Here is a 17,260-nt window from a genome sequence, read left to right on the forward strand (position 1 = left end):
TTTGTTTTTCGATGAGATTCAAGAGATCGACCACTGGGAGAAAGCCATACGTTCCTTCATGGTCGATTACGATGCGGATATCTATTTGACCGGGTCGAACGCGCGCATGCTGTCCAGCGACCTTGCCACCTACATCACCGGTCGATACGTTACCATCAATGTCTACCCGTTCTCATTCGCGGAATTCCTCGACGCATACCGGCAATCAGTGGGTCCGATTGACGAGCGCACGGCTTTCCGCCGATATGTCGCCCAAGGCGGTTTTCCGTTCCAGACAGACTTGGCCTTCGATGAGATCGCATCCCTGCAGTACCTCAACGATTTGTTCTCGACCATACTGTTCAAAGACGTCGTCCGCCATGCGGGCATACGCGACACGGACGCTCTCGAACGTGTCATCCGTTACGTCATCAGCGAGGAGGGCCACCTGCTCACGGCAGCCAACATCGCCGCATATATGAAAAGCGAACATCGCAAGGTATCGGCGGAAACGATTGCGAACTATCTTAACGTCGCCAGCAAGGCATTTCTTATTTACCGTGTGCCCCGTGAGGATGCCATAGGCAAGCGTGCGTTGAAAATCAACGAAAAATACTATGTGGTCGATCAGGGACTGCGCAGCGCCATCGGGATCAGCAACACGAATACGATTGATCAGGTTCTGGAGGGCATCGTCTACATGGAGCTTCGGCGAAGAGGATACGAGGTTCGGGTGGGCAAGATCAATGATAAGGAAATAGATTTCATCGCACGGCGGGGGGATGAGATTTCCTACTATCAGGTCGCTTATCTTGTCGGTTCGCATCAGACGGCGGACCGGGAGTTCGGCGCGTTTGACGGCATCCGCGACAATTGGCCCAAATATGTCCTGAGCATGGATGAGTTTCCTCAGATGCAAGATGGCATCCGTGGCATGAACATCATCGACTGGCTGCTCTCCGATAACGACGACTGATCCGACATCACCTCAGGAAAGCGATGGGCTATTGTCGTATCGGGAGAACGGGATACCGGTGGAAACAGTCGGAATACGTTCAAAAGCATGACTGTGGCGTTGGACGATGGGGACCGTCGTCGAACCATCCGGACCAGTCGACGACCGCTTCGATGTTGTTGCCGTCCGGGTCCAGTACGAACGCCGAGTAATAGCCGGGATGATAGGGTCGCGGCCCTGGAGCGCCATTGTCCCGGCCTCCGGCGGCGAGCGCAGCGACGTGGAATGCGCGGACGGCATCGATGCTTGGGGCGAGGAAGGCGAGGTGGGTGACGGGTGAGGCCGTTTCGGCTCCGTCGTGGCGGGGGCTGGTCGCGTCGGTGTCCGTCGGCGAGAGATAGAAGTCGGAGTGGAGGGTGCCGTCGTCCACGCCGAATCCGAGCGTCGGCTCGTGATGCGCCTTGACGATGTAGCCGAGTGGGGCGAGCGCCCGTGTGTAGAAGTCGACGCTGCGTTCGATGTCCGTCACATGTAGGGTGATGTGGTCCAACATGTGCGCAACGGTACGCGTTTCGGCTGTCGTCCGCATGCTTCCGGTCGCGCCGTGGACATGTGCCGGCGTTTGCGCATCGGCCGTATATACGTATATATATACACACACACAAATGCCGGGTCAATTCACTCTGCAGAAAGGCATTGCAATGAAGAGCATCCAGACCGAACGACTGCTGCTGCGCCCTTGGAAGGCGGATGACGCGGCCGAGGCGGCCTCGCTGTTCCGGTACGCCTCAGACCCCGAGATCGGTCTCAACTGCGGATGGCCGCCGCACACCAGCGTCGAGGGCAGCATGAACGACATCCGTAGCATCCTCGCCGTGGAGAACAACTGGGCCATCACGATCAAGGGCGGCGACGCGTCCGGACCCGCCGCGGATAACGAGCCGGTGGGCAGCATCGCGCTCAAACCCGTCAGTCATTACACCATCGACGCGGTGACCGCCGGTCCGGAGCTCGGCGGGAGCTACTACGACACGTATCTCGGCGGCAATGCGCTGGAACTCGGCTATTGGATCGGCCGTCCGTTCTGGGGCAAGGGATATATGCCCGAGGCGTTGCGTGCCGTGCTCGGATACGCGTTCGACGACCTGCACGCGGAGGCGGTATGGGGCGGCCACTACCGCGAAAACACGCAATCCGGCCGTGTGATGGCCAAGTGCGGACTGACCGTCGTGACCGAATCGCAGCACGACTACTATCCGCTCATCGACCGTTACCACGACGACGTGTTCCGCATCATCACCGCCGACGAGTGGCGCAACGGCGCACCCGAACAATAAACGATGCCACTGATATCATCGGGATTCCCTGTTCTCTGGTTGCGAAGAATAACATGCAGTATACTATTGCTTATCCTCGTTTACATAGAAAATACTAGTCGTAAAGAGACCGCATGAAATATGTGCCCACAGCAGTGAGACGTGATTTGCGAATCATGGGGGAACGACTGTCTCAGCAGCGTCGTCTACTGTCGCTGACTGTCGCCGACGTGGCGCAACGCGCAGGAGTGAGCCCTACCACGGTGTCGAATCTCGAACAGGGAAAGCCGGTTCGCACCGACTCCTTGCTGAGCATTGCCCGCGTGCTTCAAATGGCGGATGCACTGGTATCGTCGTGTGACCCGTATTCGACCGACCTCGGCAGATTACGGGCCGGAGAGCAACTTCCCCAGCGGGTGAGGAGATAGATCATGTCGGCGCTGGCCGCATTGGAATCGTCGGATGGGGTTGGTGGGGATTGGCTTGATTTGGCGGAATTCACCCGACGTTACTGCCGATGGGTGGCGCAATGTGGCCGACATGTCAGAACAGGGTCGGGGCCTCGGCTTGGGCCAGCGGCCGTATGATGCGGCGGCCGTCATCCATTGGGGCGAACGGGGCGACCTCGTGGAAGGCGAGCCGGCGCGAGAGCTCGGTCCCGTTCGACGTGAGGTCCGCGAGCAACGACGAGCCGTCGATCGAGCGGTCGAGCCATGCGCCGGTCATGTCTGAGGGCACGAGCACCGGCATGCGGTCGTGGACCGTCGCAGGCCCGTCCACCGCCGGGCAGGTGAGTATCGTCGCGGTCAGCATCCACGGAGACGCTTTTCTCGGCGGATTCATCGGATTCGGCGAACTTGACGAATCCGCCGCCGATACCGGCGACGTCGCCGAAGACGAACTCGCCCTCCACCAGGAGAACAGGCCGGCCATCGCCAGTGGCCTGTCGTCCGGCGCGTGGAAGTAGAACGGGCGGCGGCCACGGAACTCGTAGTATCCGGAAGCGGGGATGACAGCCCGCATCGATTTGGTCGACTCGGCGAATGTCGGCTTCACCGCGGCCGATTCGATGCGCGCATTGTATGTCGGATACGTCAGGGCCGGGCCGGCGCTCCACGACGGCACCAGAGACCAGCGCGCACCGGTCAGATGGCGTCGGCCGTCCCTGCCCTGCGCCACGACCGCGATGGTTTGCCCGGGCCTGACGTTGTATGACGGCCGAGGCAGAGAAGCGGCATCCACGCCATCGTCGCTACCGTTCACATTCTCATCCGACTCCACATCCTCCACGCCGAATTGCGCCGCAATGGCGTTCCAATCCAGATCAACGGCAAAGCATCGGCACATGAGCATCCAGCCTAGCAGCGATGCATCGACGTCCGTCCGCATCGCCTGATGCTATTCGGCTTGGCAATCCAGGGTCGCAGGGTGACTCGTCTGCGCCGGATGCTGGGCGGCGCGTCTCAATATGGGATGGCTATGGATAATGGGATGGATATGGGATGTGCACCGTCCTCCGGATGCCGCCTCAGCTCAGTCGGTTCGCGTCGATGACCCGGTCGTCGAGAAACCAGTAGTCGTGCGGGTCGCCGCGCAGGGCGGTGAACGGCACCAACGTCACGCCGGCTGCGGCGGCCTTGTCCAGCAGATATCCGCGCACGATCCACGGGTACTCCAGCACTCCGGTGCGCAGGTCGATGATGCGTTCGATGGTCTGGCCGCTGACGCCGAAGTCCGCGCCGATCTGTTCGGCGGTCAGGCCCAGCAGCCGCATGTTCTCGCGGAATTCGCGGATGGTGTTCGCGCGCTGTTCACTGGTCAATGACATGATTCCACTCCCCTCGCAACTGTCCTCGTAACGATGACGCCTTCCACGATAGTCACATCCGAAAACGTTCAAAGACGCCCCGAGCGTGCTTCGGCTGACGGCGAATGCCCGACGCATGGCGGCGACACGTCATACCTGTCCGCCAAGAGCGGAACTGCTCGCAATCACATTCCCGCATGCCGTGTCGCGCGCGACAATAATCGAAGCCGCACCCTGAACCGTTGCTCCGGTCGAGGCGCGGCGACGATTCACTCAAGGACGACGAAAGGATGTCAACATGACCGATCAGCGAGTGAAGGTGGGCGACAGCGACCTGGAGGTGTTCCCGCTGGTGCTGGGCGGCAACACGTTCGGCTGGACCAGCGACGAGGCGACCAGCCGCAAGGTGCTGGACGAGTACGTCGAGGCGGGTGGCAACTTCATCGATACCGCCGACGTGTATTCGGCGTGGGCGCCGGGCAACGCGGGCGGCGAGTCCGAGATCATCCTCGGCCGCTGGCTGGCCGTGCGCGGCAACCGCGATGACGTGGTCATCGCCACCAAGGTGAGCGAGCACCCGCAGTACAAGGGCCTGTCGCACGACAACGTGATCGCCGCCGCGAACGAGTCGCTGCTGCGTCTCGGCGTGGACGCCATCGACCTGTACTACGCCCACTTCGACGACAAGAACACCCCGCTCGAGGAGACCGCCGCCGCATTCGACGAACTGGTCAAGGCCGGCAAGATCCGCGCGATCGGTCTGTCGAACTACACGGCCGACCGCATCGAGGAGTGGTTCTCCATCGCCCGCGAGCACGGCTACGCGCTGCCGGTCGCACTGGAACCGCACTACAACCTTGTGACCCGCGGCAACTACGAGCGCACGCTCGCCCCCGTGGCCGCACGCGAGAACCTCGCGGTGTTCTCCTACTTCTCGCTGGCCGCCGGCTTCCTGACCGGCAAGTACCGTTCCGCAGCCGACGCCGAAGGCAAGGCCCGCCAGGGCATGGTCGCCGACTACCTCAACGCCGACGGGTTCGCGCTCGTCGACGCGCTTGACGCGGTGGCCAAGGCGCACGACGCGCAGATCGCCACGGTGGCGCTGGCCTGGCTGCGCCACCGTCCTCAGGTCGCCGGCCCGATCGCCTCCGCCCGTACGCCCGAACAGCTGCCCGCTCTGCTGGCTTCGGTCGCCCTTGACCTGACCGACGACGAGGTGGCCGCGCTCGACAAGGCGTCCGAACCGTTCGCCAAGTAATTGCCAGCGTTCGGATATAACGTGGACCGAAGTCACCCATTGCCGTGATCGACTTCGGTCCACGTCCGGCCGTCGTCGTTGAGCCGCAGGTACCAGGTCATCGATTGCGGACCGTCGGGCAGTGACGGGTCGCTGCCGTCGCAGTCGAAATCGACGGTCGCCATGAATATGCGGTCCCGCCCATATTGTTGGTATGCGTCATAAACGGACGACCAGTAGTCCGGCGATTCGCTCTTGGTTTTATCCTCCCAATCCAGCATCTCATCGGTTTTCGCCTCGTCGTAGGAGACCTTGTGCAGCGTGCAACCGGTGAGCGTGGAGAACGATTGCGTGATGGTCCTGCCGGCGGCGTCGAGCTGCGCCTTGGAGAACCGGGTGGAGGCCGAATAGGAGTACTGAACGTGCGACGTGTCGGCGGGACGATGCATCCACCATCGCGCGAATACGCATATCGCGACCACCAGTATCACCGTGACGATCGCGATGATGATTCCGTATCGATAACCCTGCCTGTCCTCGGACACCATTGTCGGATTCCCCTTCCGAGCGTCAGCCATACATGTGCTTATATGCCAATCATAGATTTGGCCATACCGAGACGTTCTGCCGCCTGACGGCAACAGCGCCTACCGGATTTCGGGGTCGGCTCAGGGAAGCCCCCGATGATCCGGGACGCGGTCGTTTGCGATACTGTGATGATGTCTGCAAACAGGTTGTCTGCAAACAATGGAAAGGGGAATGGCATGCGACTCATCGGCAATATTCTGTGGATCATTCTGGGCGGCATCGAAATCGCCATCGGCTGGGCCATCGTGGGCCTTGTCCTGTGCGTCACGATTATCGGCATCCCGCTGGGCATTCAGGCATTCAAGATGGCCGGACTTACGTTAGTGCCGTTCGGCAAGACGGTGCGGTACAGCGGCGGGGTCGGTTCCACGCTCGCCAATATCGTATGGGTCGTGCTGGTAGGCGTATGGATGGCGATCGGCTATGTGCTCGCCGGCGTGATCAACTGCGTGACCATCATCGGCATCCCATTCGGCATCCAGTCGTTCAAGATGGCCAAGCTTGCGCTCTGGCCGTTCGGCGCGCAGATCGACAATCTGTGACGGCTGTTGCGCGAATTTCCATATGAATATCACTTTCATATGGAATTTTTTTGCACTCATTTTCGTATGATAGTGACACACATATGAAAATACTCAAGGGTTGACGACCTTACACGCATGCCGTCGGCGCGGAGGGTGTTGGATGGCCCCCGCGAAAGCAATCTTTTTCAAATGTGAGTGACTTTCATATTGAAATCACCTATGCCGGCTCCATTAAACCGCGCCTTTCAGATGCCGGCTCATGAGTGGATCTATCTGCCTTTCACAGCGTGGAAGTATTCGATTCCGCCCGCGTCTACCGGACCAATGCGTCCACCGATTCGGAAACCACGGCGGTGAGTTCATCGATGTCGGCCGAACCGGTGGCATCGCATCGACGCGACCATTCGAACAGGGTTTCGATGGTGCAGCCGACGATGACGGATATCTCCATGCGTACGCGGAAACTGGAGCCATGATCGTCCGAATCATGTCGGATGGTGGTCTCCATTACGGCGTCGTCTGATCCGGCTCCCATAGCGGCACCGTCGTCCGCATCCGCACCGGTGCCATCGCCCCGTGCGCCATCCCACATCCCGACAATGGCGTCCACCCAACGTGGGATACGCGCGTAGAGTGCGGCGGTTAGCCCGGCATCCGACCGCACGATGCGCAGCCGGGCCACCAGTCCGTCCAGTTGATCCTGTTCGACCACGCCCAGCACACGAGGAATCATGCGTCGTACGACATCGATTGGCGACTCACCGTCACCCCGCTCCCCCACCGCGCGCTGCAGCATGCCCGGCAGTTCCCCATCGGCCGGGAAGCCGATGACGAGATCCTCCTTGGTTGGGAAATACCGGAACAACGTAATCTGTGACATGCCCGCCTCGGCCGCGATGCGCTGCGTGGTGACCGAGGCATAACCCTCGTCGTCGAAAAGCCGCATTGCGGTCTCAAGGATGGTCCTGCGTGTGGCGATCTTCTTGCGCTGCTGCCAACGGGTACGGGCCACGGCCGCTTTGACCGACACGCCACGATGGTCGTCCGGCGACTTCCTACCCGTCTGAGCGTCGCCCATCACTGCAGCGCCTTGATAAGCGCCTGCATGGCGTCGTTGTTGGGCAGTTCGGATACGTTGGTGACTTGATCGGTCACGCCGTTCACCTCGAACCGTGAGATGGGGTCGCTGCCCAGATAGTCCACCGATCGGAAGCCGTGCCGCCGCCACGCGAGCTGCTGCACGTCCTTCGACTTCAGCAGATCAAGCAGTTTCTCCCCGTTGGCATCCAAGGCCATCAGCGTATGCGTGCTCCAGACGGTCGGCGTCGGGTAGGCGACCACGATGTCGTCCTTCACCTGGGCGAACGCGTCCGGATTGTTGACGGCCAGATCGAGGATCTGCGACTCATAGCCGACGGTCATCGGTTTGGAGCCCACGCCGAGCGTGAGGAACTGGCTGAACGAATCCTCGGAGCTGGTCTCCATCCACCCGGACTTGGAGAATAGGCGCTTTACGGTCGCGCCGTCGCGCGCCACGGAATCCACGGTAGCTGGCGTGCCGCCGTTGAGCACGGTGGCGATGAGCGCCGCGTATTCGTTGCCCGAATTCGATTGCACGGGGTCGGTCGAGTCGATGCGGAACTGGCCGTACCCGGCCGCATATCCCACATCGGTCCACGATTTGTCGGCGACCATCGCGTCCACGGCCTTGGCCATGTCCAACCGGTAGACGCCGGATTCGTCCTTGGTCATGAGTCCGCCGGCGACCAGCCCGTCGGCTACGGCGCGATGCGTGTAGACGACGATCGGCGAATTGAACACGATGTCCTGCCTCGTGGCCTTCACGCCCTTGGACTTGCCGTATTCGACGGCCGTGCGCGAAGAGGGGAACAGGTAGTCGAGGCCCTTACGGTCGGCGTCCATCATCGCGAGGCTCCCCGCCTTGCGGTAGTTCACGTCGAGGCCGGCTTTGGTCGCCAATGCCTTGAATTCGTCGTCATCGAACAGACCGATCTTCTCGCCGCCCAGATAGCCGTCCACCTTCACTGCCTGGACCGGCTCCGCAGGCTTGGGCTGAGACGAGCGCCACACCACCACGCCGAGCACAACGGCCACCGCCACGAGCAGTGCGATGAGACCAATCACCTTCGTGGGCCAACGATGCTGGGTTTCCATCGGCTATGGACCTTTCCTCTTGCTGGGTGCCGCGTGGATGCGGTGCCTTGGACGCCGTGACAACGCCCGGACGGCACTGTAGTTCCGCTATCATTGTATGCTCCGGCGCTACGATTTCGCGGTCTCCCGCCGCTAGCGCCAGGCTCTGAGCACGTCGGTGGGCACCTTCGAGGCGTCAAAACGATAGTGGCCGGTGACCGCCATGTGCTTGTGGAAGGCGAAATAGTCGTTTTCGCGCTGGTTTTGGGCCATGTTGTGCAGCACGTACGTCGTACCGGATGCGTCACGTCTGTCCGAAATCACGCCGATGTGCCGGGTGTGCTCGAACACCACGATGTCACCGCCCTGCCATGCGGCCCTGTCCGTGGTATCCGTGGTGAGCGTCTGGCCGTACTTGGCGAAGAACACGTCGAGCACACCGGTGCGCCGGAAGTCGATGTTGGGGTCCGGATTCGGGGAGACCTCGGCGTAGTCGGCCGGATGGGCCGCGATATCAGCGTCCACCATGGCCTTGAGATCATACCCGGCCTCGCGGAACGCCCTCCACACCAGATCCGTGCAGGCGCCGCGGTCGTCCGGCGGGTAGCCGCCCTGATAGTAGCCGTCGTCATAGGTCGGCTTGGCTTCGGCGTCCTTGCGCGCGCCCGCGACGATGTCTGCGTAGTCATCCTTGCCATTACCGTTGAAGTCGGTCGGGCTGGCCGTGCGGGGATACCGGCGGTTCGCCTCGTCGGCAGTCATAACCGATCCGGAATCCGAGTTTCTACCGCCGCTGGTGCCGCCGGAGAGCGCCGCCTGCGCCTCGGCCGCCTTCCCCATCATGACGCCAGCCATATCGCGCCACGGCACCCCCGCCATCCGCAGGACGGCAAGCGCGCCGCCGACGATCATAACCACCACCAGGACAGCGGCGACGGGCGCTCCAAGCCATCGCGTCTTGCGACCGGCCTCCCGTTCTCGCGCCGCATCGGATTCGGTCAGATGCCGTGCCATGCCGCTATGCCTCCAATCAGTGGGACGATTCGTCGCCAACCATCTCTGATAGGCCAACCACTGTGTACTGATTTCGTCAGTGCCGTTCCGCAGCACGACCATACCCGGCGACGCCGATTCCGGAACCGCTCCGGGCAGCCGGTCCGGTTGCGAACCATTCCGACTGTTGCCGCGGATTCGTCCATCCTGCAGGACGCCGCTGTAATGGGCTTCCCACATTCGATTCCGTACGATAGCCGACCGACGCCACGGACCAGGCCATCATACGGTTTTCCTGTACGGTTCCCTTACTCCCACTGCCATGTTCCCGCCGAGTCGCCCGAACCATCCGGCCGACCGGTATCATTGGTTCGGCACAAGAACGGCCAATGGATATAGACAACCAAAAGGAGCCCCGAATATGGCGGATGCCGGAGAAGGCAATACCAGCGGAACGGATGGGCAGCGTGGCCAAAGCGGTCTCGAGCGCAAGATGGAGTCACGCCATCTGACCATGATCTCCCTGGGAGGTGTGATCGGCACCGGATTGTTCGTCAGTTCCGGCTACACCATCCATCAGGCCGGACCGCTCGGCGCGATCCTGGCCTACGCGGTGGGCTCGCTGCTCGTCTACTGCGTGATGGTCTCGCTCGGCGAGCTGTCCGTGGCCATGCCGTACGCCGGCAGCTTCCACATGTACGCCAAGCGGTTCATCGGCCCCGGCACCGCATTCACCATCGCCATCCTGTACTGGCTTAATTGGGCGGTGGCGCTCGCCAGCGAGTTCACGGCGGCCGGATTGCTCATGCAACGATGGTTCCCGGATTCGCCGGCATGGGTGTGGTCGGCCGTGTTCATCGCGGTGGTGTTCGCGCTGAACATCATGTCGGTGCGGCTTTACGGCGAGGCGGAGTTCTGGTTCGCCTCCATCAAGGTGCTGGCGATTGTGGCGTTCATCGTCGTCGGCCTGCTGGCGATCTTCGGCGCGATTCCCATCACCGGATACGACCACGCGCCACTGTTCGGCAACTTCAACGCCGACGGCTGGTTCCCGAACGGCTTCGCGCCGGTGTTCTCCACGCTGCTCACGGTGGTGTTCGCGTTCTCCGGCACCGAGGTGGTCGGCGTGGCCGCCGGTGAGACGAAGGATCCCTCGCGTGCGATCCCGAAGGCCGTGCACACCACGGTGTTCCGTCTGGCCCTGTTCTTCATCGGGTCCATCGCGGTGATGTCCGCACTGATCCCGTGGCATCAGGCTGGCGTGGAGACCAGCCCGTTCGTGCTGGTGTTCCAGTCGATCGGCATGCCGTTCGCCGGCGACATCATGAACTTCGTGGTGCTGACCGCCGTGCTGTCTGCCGCGAACTCCGGCCTGTACGTGTGCTCGCGCATGGTGTGGTCGCTGGCCAAGGAGCGGCTGATTCCTGCCCGGTTCGCCAAGACGAACTTCCACGGCGTGCCCGTGTGGGCGGTGCTGTTCAGCATGGCCGGCTCGCTGCTCGCCCTGCTTTCCTCCGTGATCGCCGCATCCACCGTGTATCTCGTGCTGGTGGCCGTCTCGGGTCTCGCCACGCTGGTGGTGTGGTTCTCCGTATGCGTATGCCATATCCGGTTCCGCCGTGAATGGGTGCGTTCCGGGCACAGTACCGACGAATTGGGGTACCGGGCGCCCGGATATCCGGTGCTGCCCTGGCTCGCCATGGCGATGTGCGTCGGCGCGCTCGTGCTTGTGGTGCTGGATGACACGCAGCGTTCCACGCTCTACTGCATGATTCCGTTCGTCGCCTGCTGCTACGCGGCCTATCATGCCATCGAACGGCAGCGCAAACGCAAAAACAACGCCTAACTCGGTTTCGAGGGGCTGATTCACTGGCTTATCTCATCTTGTAGGCAGATTTGTGATCATGTAGACAGCAATTGCAATGACGATAACTGGAATACCTCCATGCAATGCTCTCACCAAGGCCAGCCACCTACAAGATGCTGAATCTGTCTACAAGATGAATTTGATGTTGAACCATGCCAGCATCACCGCCGATGCCGTGGGCCGCTTTACCGAACAATGCAACCCAACAATCGTCGGATGGCTGAATGACTAAATTCTTCTTTCTTATGATGCACTACTTGCCATATGTTTCGCCGTCGCTTATGCCGCGGCCATCGCTTCGCATAGAGCCGACAACGCCCGTATAGCATCGCTAAAAGCATAGTCACGCGCATAGTCGTACCGCTTTCTATAAGCGTTCCATAGACTATTCATCCGAGAATCAAATTGAATGGTGAGGACTGTTTCTCTCCAACGCTCAAACTTTGCTCGATTCCCTCGTGCCATATTTGTACGTTCGAAAGCCCTCATCAGCAGATTGTAATTAATTTGCTCAGAATCGATTTGAGGAAGCACGATGATGTCGTAAAAGTCGCGCATTCGAGTATTCGCAATCCCTCTAGATAAAATGGTCTCAATCTTTTCCGCCAAGACTGTTTCGGTGTTATACGCATGTATCGGTATGCTCCGATTCCCGAACAATAAAGGAAAATCATAGAGAACCGCGCTCGGGGTCATTACCTCCCCTGTGGAGAAATCAATTTTAAAAGGGATTCGCAGATTAGAAAACGAAGCCAGCATGGCTGCGCGTAATCCTGGATACTCAGCCTCATCTCGGATTGGTACAAGGTGCTTTACCTCGAATGACATGCCATCGTCTAAGGGAATCGCAATGACCTCATTGAGAAATCCCTTGATGCTTTGCTCATCGAGTGTCATGTGACAAATAGTCGAATCAATGTCCAAAGTCGCGCGAGAATCTACACCAACTTTGGATTGCACCAAAACTCCTCCCTTAACTACAAAACGGTCGGCTTTATCACTCCGCGAGACTCGTTCCAGGAAACGCTCCATTGCGAACAGACAGTACAGTGCTTGCGCTTTGCTCGCATCCCTGCCTGCCATACGCCTTATCGTGTTTCTGATTTCATTCTCATTCATGCCGGCATCACCGCTTCGAGGTAAGGGCGCATCACGTTCACAAGCCGGAATTCGCGAGCGTAATTCATGAGTTTGGCCAAGTCAGTATGCGCGGATCTCATGTAATTCTGGAAGGCGGATTGCAGATCTTGCGGATCCACCGTGCTACGGGAGCGGAACAAATCGCAAATAGTTCGTTCCAGATCATAGACGCGAACTGTATGCCCGAACATGGTAATGGCCGACGACAGGCCAATTAAAAAGCGATTGTCGGACACCTTTCTAACTGTCACGTCTTCATTCTTAAGACGAGCGGTACCCGCTGATTGCGGTAAGGTAATCGTTGGCGTCAAGGGGATTCGCTCTCCCTCTCCAAGCAGGAACAACGCAGTTTCATGCGAAAAAATGGCTTTCGGATATCGATACTGCAATTCGAACAGCGGATCGGACTCCGCATTCGGCGAAACATATAAGCCTTTTGCCGCTTTCTCAAGTTTGGCTTCATGAACGAATCGTGAAATCGCCGTGCGGGAAACTCCTCGACGCTCCATTTCCGAGACCAGAAGATATCCCATATGCTCCTCCAATACGCTTTCGGCTTCTGTCAATCTAGTGGACATGGGCACTCCTTCAAATGTTGCGTTGGTGCCTTAATTATAATTAATTAAGGCACCAACGCAACATCATTGGAGTTTTGCGGGATTTGGAAAGTGACTTACAGGGAATTGGCGGTTGAGCGGCAGCTCCAATCTTGCGTCACAGTGGTTTGCCAAATTCTTCGCCGTTGAAGTAGCCGGCGATGGTGTTGTGCTCGATAATGAGTTGTGGATCGACGGCAAGCGTGTGATGTGGCAAAGATATGGGCCCGGAGCTCGAAATGATCAACTACTTCGGCGGCGCATTGCAGTGAACGGGCCGACCGCGTACACACGTCCGGCACTTGTCGAACAAACATTGAAGCAAAACAACCTTGCGCTCCACACTGTATTGCATGATTCCGTTCGTCGCCTGCTGCTATGGCGGATACTACCTGCTTGAACGTCGCCGCAAGCGCAGGGAACGAGACTGACCAGGCGCAACAAGGGTCTGCCGGCCTGATTTCCCTCTACGGAAATCCGTATCTGCTTTGCAAGGGGTACATTGGCACTGTTTCGGAAAGGTATCTGCTTTGCAAGGGGTACCTCAACTGCGAAACGGCGAATATACTCCTTGCAATATCAAGGGCGAAAGTCTGAATACAACGGCTAAGGTACCCCTTACAGAGCAGATACCTTTCCGCAATGCCCGGAATGCACCCCTTACAACCGAGATACCCTTCTTCGGGCACATCAGATGTGCCGTTACCGACCTTGTGGACCGTCCTGATTGCTGCAATACTTCAGCGCGTGTCATTCCGAACTCGTTGGAAAATCTTTGCGCCGCCAGCACCGATGAAGAACGGTACATCTGCATACTTAACTGCGCATGTGCGGTCACCAAATGCCATAGCCGGAATATCCGTGAATAACGGCCACTCTCGAACGGCAATGAATGAGCCTTCCTGCGCAATTCGCATCGCGGCAGGAAGGCTCATCTTCTCAGTAGGTGATGTACCGTTTACAGTTCGCGCAGCTGGGCGGCGATCTGGACGGCTTCGACGCTGGCCTCGGCCTTGTTGCGGGTCTCCTGCCACTCGTTGGCCGGTACGGAGTCAAGCACGATGCCAGCACCGGCCTGCACGCTCGCCTCATGGTCGCGCAGGAACGCGGTACGGATGGCGATGGCCATATCCATGTTGCCGGAGAAGTCGAAGTAGCCGACGGTACCGCCGTAGATGCCGCGATCAGCCGGTTCCAACTCGTCGATGATCTCCACCGCGCGCGGCTTGGGTGCGCCGGAGAGCGTACCGGCGGGGAACGCGGACTTGAACACGTCGAAGGCGGTCAGCGAGGGGTCGACCTGGCCGGTGACGGTCGAACAGATGTGCATGATGTGGCTGAAACGCTTGATGTCCATGAGCTGTACGACCTCCACGGACTGCGGCACGCACACCTTGCTCAAGTCGTTGCGGGCCAGATCCACGAGCATGATGTGCTCGCTGCGCTCCTTCGGATCGGCGAGCAGCTCCTTGGCGAGCTTCGCGTCCTCCTCGGGCGTGGCGCCGCGCGGGCGGGAGCCGGCGATCGGGAAGGTCATCGCATGGCCGTTATCCACTTTGATGAGCGTCTCCGGGCTGGAGCCGATGACGTTGAAGTCACGGCCCTGCGCGTCGGTGAGCGCCATGAAGTACATGTACGGGCTCGGGTTCAATGTGCGCAGCACACGATAGACGTCGAACGGGTCGGCCGGCGAATCGATGTCGAGACGCTGGGAGATGACCACCTGGAACACGTCTCCGTCCACGATGTGACGCTTGGCTTCCTCCACGGCGTGCTCGTAGTGGCTTTTCTCGGTGCGGAAGCGCAGTTCGGGCTGCTTGACCGATTCGTCGAGCACGTTGACGCGCGCCTCGCCCTCGGTGGGGGTGGCGGCGTCGCGCTGCATGCGATCCAGTCGGGCCACGGCCTCGTCATAGGCGCCGTCCGCGCGGGTGGGTTTGTCGTCCACGTTCACGGCGTTGGCGATGAGCCACACGGACCCGGAGACGTGATCCACCACGGCGATATCGGTGGCGAGGGCCAGCACGGTCTCCGGCTGGCCGGTCTCATTTGGCGCCTCGGCACGCAACGTGGGTTCCCAATGGCGGATGGCGTCCCAGCCGACTGTGCCGACCAAGCCGGAGGTCAGGTTCGGCAGGCCCTCCACATGCGGGGCCTTAAGCGTCTTCAGTGTGGCGTGCGCGACCTCGATGACGTCGCCCTCGGTGGGCACGCCGGCCGGCACCGTGCCGATCCAGTCGGCCTTGCCGTCATTGGAGCGTAGCTGGGCCATCGCATTGACGCCGATGAAGCTGTATCGGCTCCACGAACCGCCGAATTCCGCCGATTCGAGAATGAACGTGCCGGAGCGTCCGCCTGCAAGCCGCTCGTAGAAGCCGACCGGGGTCAGGGAGTCGGCGAGCAGCCGGCGCACGATGGGGACCACGCGGTATCCCTTGTCGGCGAGCTCATGGAACTGCTCACGACTGGGCCAGGTGGCTCCCCACTTCAGATGCTTGACGCTGCATTCGCTCATTGTTGCTCCTTGACTGATATATCCCGATCCACACATGATTCCTGTAATAAACTACCCCTCAATCACGGTTCACGCGACCACGCCCCCATAACAGTGGAGCTGGAGGAGGCTGTTGCGAGAGGCTGCGGGGTCTACTGCTCGGCCGGCCGATGGCCTTCGACCACGGGCAGTGGACCGCCTTCGAGGAAGCAACTGCGCTTGCCCGTGTGGCAGGCCGCGCCGACCTGATCGACCTCGACCAGCAGCGCATCGCCGTCGCAGTCAAGGGACACGCCCTTGACGTACTGCACATGGCCGGAGGTGTCGCCCTTGCGCCAGTATTCCTGGCGGGAGCGGGACCAGAACGTCACCCGCCCGGTGGTGAGCGTGCGGCGCAACGCCTCGTCGTTCATGTAGCCGACCATCAGCACCTCACGGGTGTCGTATTGCTGGATGACGGCCGCGACCAGCCCTTTGGCGTCGTGCTTCAGACGCGCGGCGATGCGGGGGTCGAGTTCTGTTGAGTTATCGTATACGGTTTCTGCCATTATCCTTATCCGTCTATCTGCTGTTGCATTCAACGTGCTGTTGCCGTGTGACGCGTTCCTAGCGCACGGTATAGCCGTGCTTCTTCAGCTCGGCCTTCACGTCGGCGATGGTCATGATGCCGTAATGGAACACGGAGGCGGCCAATACCGCGTCCGCGCCGGCTTCGATGGCCGGCGGGAAGTCCTCCACCTTGCCGGCGCCACCGGAGGCGATGATCGGAATCCTGACCTCTTTGCGCACCGCGCGGATCATCTCCAGATCGAAACCCTCCTGCGTGCCATCGGCGTCCATGGAGTTGAGCAGGATCTCGCCGGCGCCCAGCTCTTCGGCGCGCTTGACCCACCAGATCGCATCGATGCCGGTGGATTTGCGCCCGCCCATCGTGGTGACCTCGAAGCCGGACTGCGTGTGCTGCTCGCCCTTCTCGCGTCGGGCGTCCACGGAAAGCACCAGCACCTGGTTGCCGAACCGGTCGGCCACCCGGCTGATCAGCGAGGGGTCGTTGATGGCGGCGGTGTTGACGCCCACCTTATCCGCGCCGCAGCGCAGCAGGGAATCCACGTCCTCGGGCGTGCGCACGCCGCCGCCGACGGTCATCGGGATGAACACCTGTTCGGCGGTGCGGGAGACCACGTCGATCATCGTGCCGCGATGGGAGCTGGACGCGGTTACGTCTAGGAAGGTGATCTCATCGGCACCCTGACGGTAGTATTCGGCGGCCAGTTCCACGGGGTCGCCGGCATCCCTCAGATTCTCGAAATGGACGCCCTTCACCACACGACCTGCGTCAACGTCCAGGCACGGGATGACTCGTACCGCCAACGACATGCTTCACTCCCCTGTTCGGCTTTGCATTACAGCCTTCAGAGTACCTACCGCCCGTTACATGACCGAGACATGGTTCTGGAATATGAGAATCCATGGTCCGGCTCACCGATTGATTGAGGATTTTGGCTTCTGTCTCTCCCCAGTCAGCTTCGCTGCCAGCCCGTTCTGCAATTAAGGACGCACTGCGTGCGAGGCATACTGGCTCGCCTGTCGGCTCGCACGTTGCCTGCAAT

The 17,260-nt window shown here is 60.3% G+C and carries 19 protein-coding genes; 7 read left to right on the top strand and 12 right to left on the bottom strand.

All coding sequences use genetic code 11. The features are described from left to right. On the top strand, positions 1 to 955 hold a 955-nt coding region (locus tag BG22_RS06580), incomplete at its 5' end, for an ATP-binding protein (RefSeq protein ID WP_140494269.1). 79 nt (positions 956 to 1,034) lie between these two features. On the opposite strand, the gene BG22_RS06585 is transcribed toward BG22_RS06580, so the two are convergent. Beyond that, complete coding sequence (locus tag BG22_RS06585; RefSeq protein WP_140494271.1) at positions 1,035 to 1,487, bottom strand: VOC family protein; 453 nt, start codon at positions 1,485 to 1,487, stop codon at positions 1,035 to 1,037. Positions 1,488 to 1,635: 148 nt separating this feature from the next. On the opposite strand from BG22_RS06585, the gene BG22_RS06590 reads away from it, so the two are divergent. Together BG22_RS06590 and BG22_RS06595 are read left to right on the top strand one after the other, a co-directional pair. After that, complete coding sequence (locus BG22_RS06590; protein ID WP_140494273.1) at positions 1,636 to 2,271, top strand: GNAT family N-acetyltransferase; 636 nt, start codon at positions 1,636 to 1,638, stop codon at positions 2,269 to 2,271. A 155-nt stretch (positions 2,272 to 2,426) separates the two neighbouring features. Further along, positions 2,427 to 2,678: a helix-turn-helix domain-containing protein gene (locus BG22_RS06595; RefSeq protein WP_223847870.1), complete on the top strand. Its 252-nt coding sequence runs from the start codon at positions 2,427 to 2,429 to the stop codon at positions 2,676 to 2,678. Positions 2,679 to 2,793: 115 nt separating this feature from the next. Here the strand turns inward: BG22_RS06595 and BG22_RS06600 are convergent, their stop codons facing one another. Together BG22_RS06600 and BG22_RS06605 are read right to left on the bottom strand one after the other, a co-directional pair. After that, positions 2,794 to 3,639 (bottom strand): SOS response-associated peptidase, encoded by an 846-nt coding sequence (locus BG22_RS06600; protein ID WP_258186248.1) that lies wholly within the window; start codon positions 3,637 to 3,639, stop codon positions 2,794 to 2,796. Positions 3,640 to 3,778: 139 nt separating this feature from the next. After that, a complete protein-coding gene (locus BG22_RS06605; RefSeq protein ID WP_094668442.1) occupies positions 3,779 to 4,078 on the bottom strand; it encodes a DUF2316 family protein in 300 nt (99 codons plus the stop codon). Between the two features lie 277 nt (positions 4,079 to 4,355). On the opposite strand from BG22_RS06605, the gene BG22_RS06610 reads away from it, so the two are divergent. Then, entirely contained in the window at positions 4,356 to 5,315 is a 960-nt protein-coding gene (locus BG22_RS06610) for an aldo/keto reductase (protein ID WP_140494277.1), read from the top strand. Positions 5,316 to 5,347: 32 nt separating this feature from the next. Here the strand turns inward: BG22_RS06610 and BG22_RS06615 are convergent, their stop codons facing one another. Further along, a complete protein-coding gene (locus BG22_RS06615; RefSeq protein ID WP_140494279.1) occupies positions 5,348 to 5,872 on the bottom strand; it encodes a hypothetical protein in 525 nt (174 codons plus the stop codon). 186 nt (positions 5,873 to 6,058) lie between these two features. On the opposite strand from BG22_RS06615, the gene BG22_RS06620 reads away from it, so the two are divergent. Further along, positions 6,059 to 6,424: a YccF domain-containing protein gene (locus BG22_RS06620; RefSeq protein WP_140494281.1), complete on the top strand. Its 366-nt coding sequence runs from the start codon at positions 6,059 to 6,061 to the stop codon at positions 6,422 to 6,424. Positions 6,425 to 6,719: 295 nt separating this feature from the next. Here BG22_RS06620 and BG22_RS06625 read toward each other — a convergent pair whose 3' ends face one another. The 3 genes from BG22_RS06625 to BG22_RS06640 all read right to left on the bottom strand — a co-directional run bounded on the left by BG22_RS06625 (position 6,720) and on the right by BG22_RS06640 (position 9,574). Continuing rightward, on the bottom strand, positions 6,720 to 7,484 hold the full coding sequence (locus tag BG22_RS06625; protein WP_140494283.1) for a TetR/AcrR family transcriptional regulator: 765 nt from the start codon (positions 7,482 to 7,484) through the stop codon (positions 6,720 to 6,722). After that, positions 7,484 to 8,581 carry a hypothetical protein gene (locus BG22_RS11185; RefSeq protein ID WP_258186249.1) on the bottom strand — a complete coding sequence of 366 codons (1,098 nt, stop codon included), beginning with the start codon at positions 8,579 to 8,581 and terminating at the stop codon, positions 7,484 to 7,486. The genes BG22_RS06625 and BG22_RS11185 overlap by 1 nt, the downstream gene beginning before the upstream one ends. A gap of 132 nt (positions 8,582 to 8,713) precedes the next feature. Continuing rightward, positions 8,714 to 9,574 carry a DUF1287 domain-containing protein gene (locus tag BG22_RS06640; protein ID WP_258186250.1) on the bottom strand — a complete coding sequence of 287 codons (861 nt, stop codon included), beginning with the start codon at positions 9,572 to 9,574 and terminating at the stop codon, positions 8,714 to 8,716. 400 nt (positions 9,575 to 9,974) lie between these two features. Between BG22_RS06640 and BG22_RS06645 the strand changes: the two genes are divergently transcribed. After that, positions 9,975 to 11,399 (top strand): amino acid permease, encoded by a 1,425-nt coding sequence (locus tag BG22_RS06645; protein WP_140494287.1) that lies wholly within the window; start codon positions 9,975 to 9,977, stop codon positions 11,397 to 11,399. A gap of 300 nt (positions 11,400 to 11,699) precedes the next feature. Here BG22_RS06645 and BG22_RS06650 read toward each other — a convergent pair whose 3' ends face one another. Then, entirely contained in the window at positions 11,700 to 12,503 is an 804-nt protein-coding gene (locus BG22_RS06650; RefSeq protein ID WP_181163424.1) for a nucleotidyl transferase AbiEii/AbiGii toxin family protein, read from the bottom strand. A 32-nt stretch (positions 12,504 to 12,535) separates the two neighbouring features. Further along, positions 12,536 to 13,138: a type IV toxin-antitoxin system AbiEi family antitoxin domain-containing protein gene (locus BG22_RS06655; RefSeq protein ID WP_140494291.1), complete on the bottom strand. Its 603-nt coding sequence runs from the start codon at positions 13,136 to 13,138 to the stop codon at positions 12,536 to 12,538. A 112-nt stretch (positions 13,139 to 13,250) separates the two neighbouring features. Here BG22_RS06655 and BG22_RS06660 point away from each other — a divergent pair, with 112 nt between their 5' ends. Next, positions 13,251 to 13,556, top strand: a complete 306-nt coding sequence (locus BG22_RS06660; protein WP_140494293.1) for a hypothetical protein — start codon at positions 13,251 to 13,253, stop codon at positions 13,554 to 13,556. Between the two features lie 558 nt (positions 13,557 to 14,114). Here BG22_RS06660 and BG22_RS06665 read toward each other — a convergent pair. From BG22_RS06665 to hisF, 3 genes are all read right to left on the bottom strand, one after another. Continuing rightward, positions 14,115 to 15,671, bottom strand: a complete 1,557-nt coding sequence (locus BG22_RS06665; protein ID WP_140494295.1) for an anthranilate synthase component I — start codon at positions 15,669 to 15,671, stop codon at positions 14,115 to 14,117. Between the two features lie 131 nt (positions 15,672 to 15,802). Continuing rightward, positions 15,803 to 16,198, bottom strand: a complete 396-nt coding sequence (gene hisI / locus BG22_RS06670; protein ID WP_140494297.1) for a phosphoribosyl-AMP cyclohydrolase — start codon at positions 16,196 to 16,198, stop codon at positions 15,803 to 15,805. A 58-nt stretch (positions 16,199 to 16,256) separates the two neighbouring features. Continuing rightward, positions 16,257 to 17,027, bottom strand: coding sequence for an imidazole glycerol phosphate synthase subunit HisF (gene hisF / locus BG22_RS06675; protein ID WP_140494299.1), 771 nt, complete (start codon positions 17,025 to 17,027; stop codon positions 16,257 to 16,259). Positions 17,028 to 17,260: the final 233 nt, after the last annotated feature.

This window comes from Bifidobacterium sp. UTBIF-78 (assembly GCF_006408945.1).
Taxonomy (GTDB): Bacteria; Actinomycetota; Actinomycetes; order Actinomycetales; family Bifidobacteriaceae; genus Bifidobacterium; species Bifidobacterium myosotis.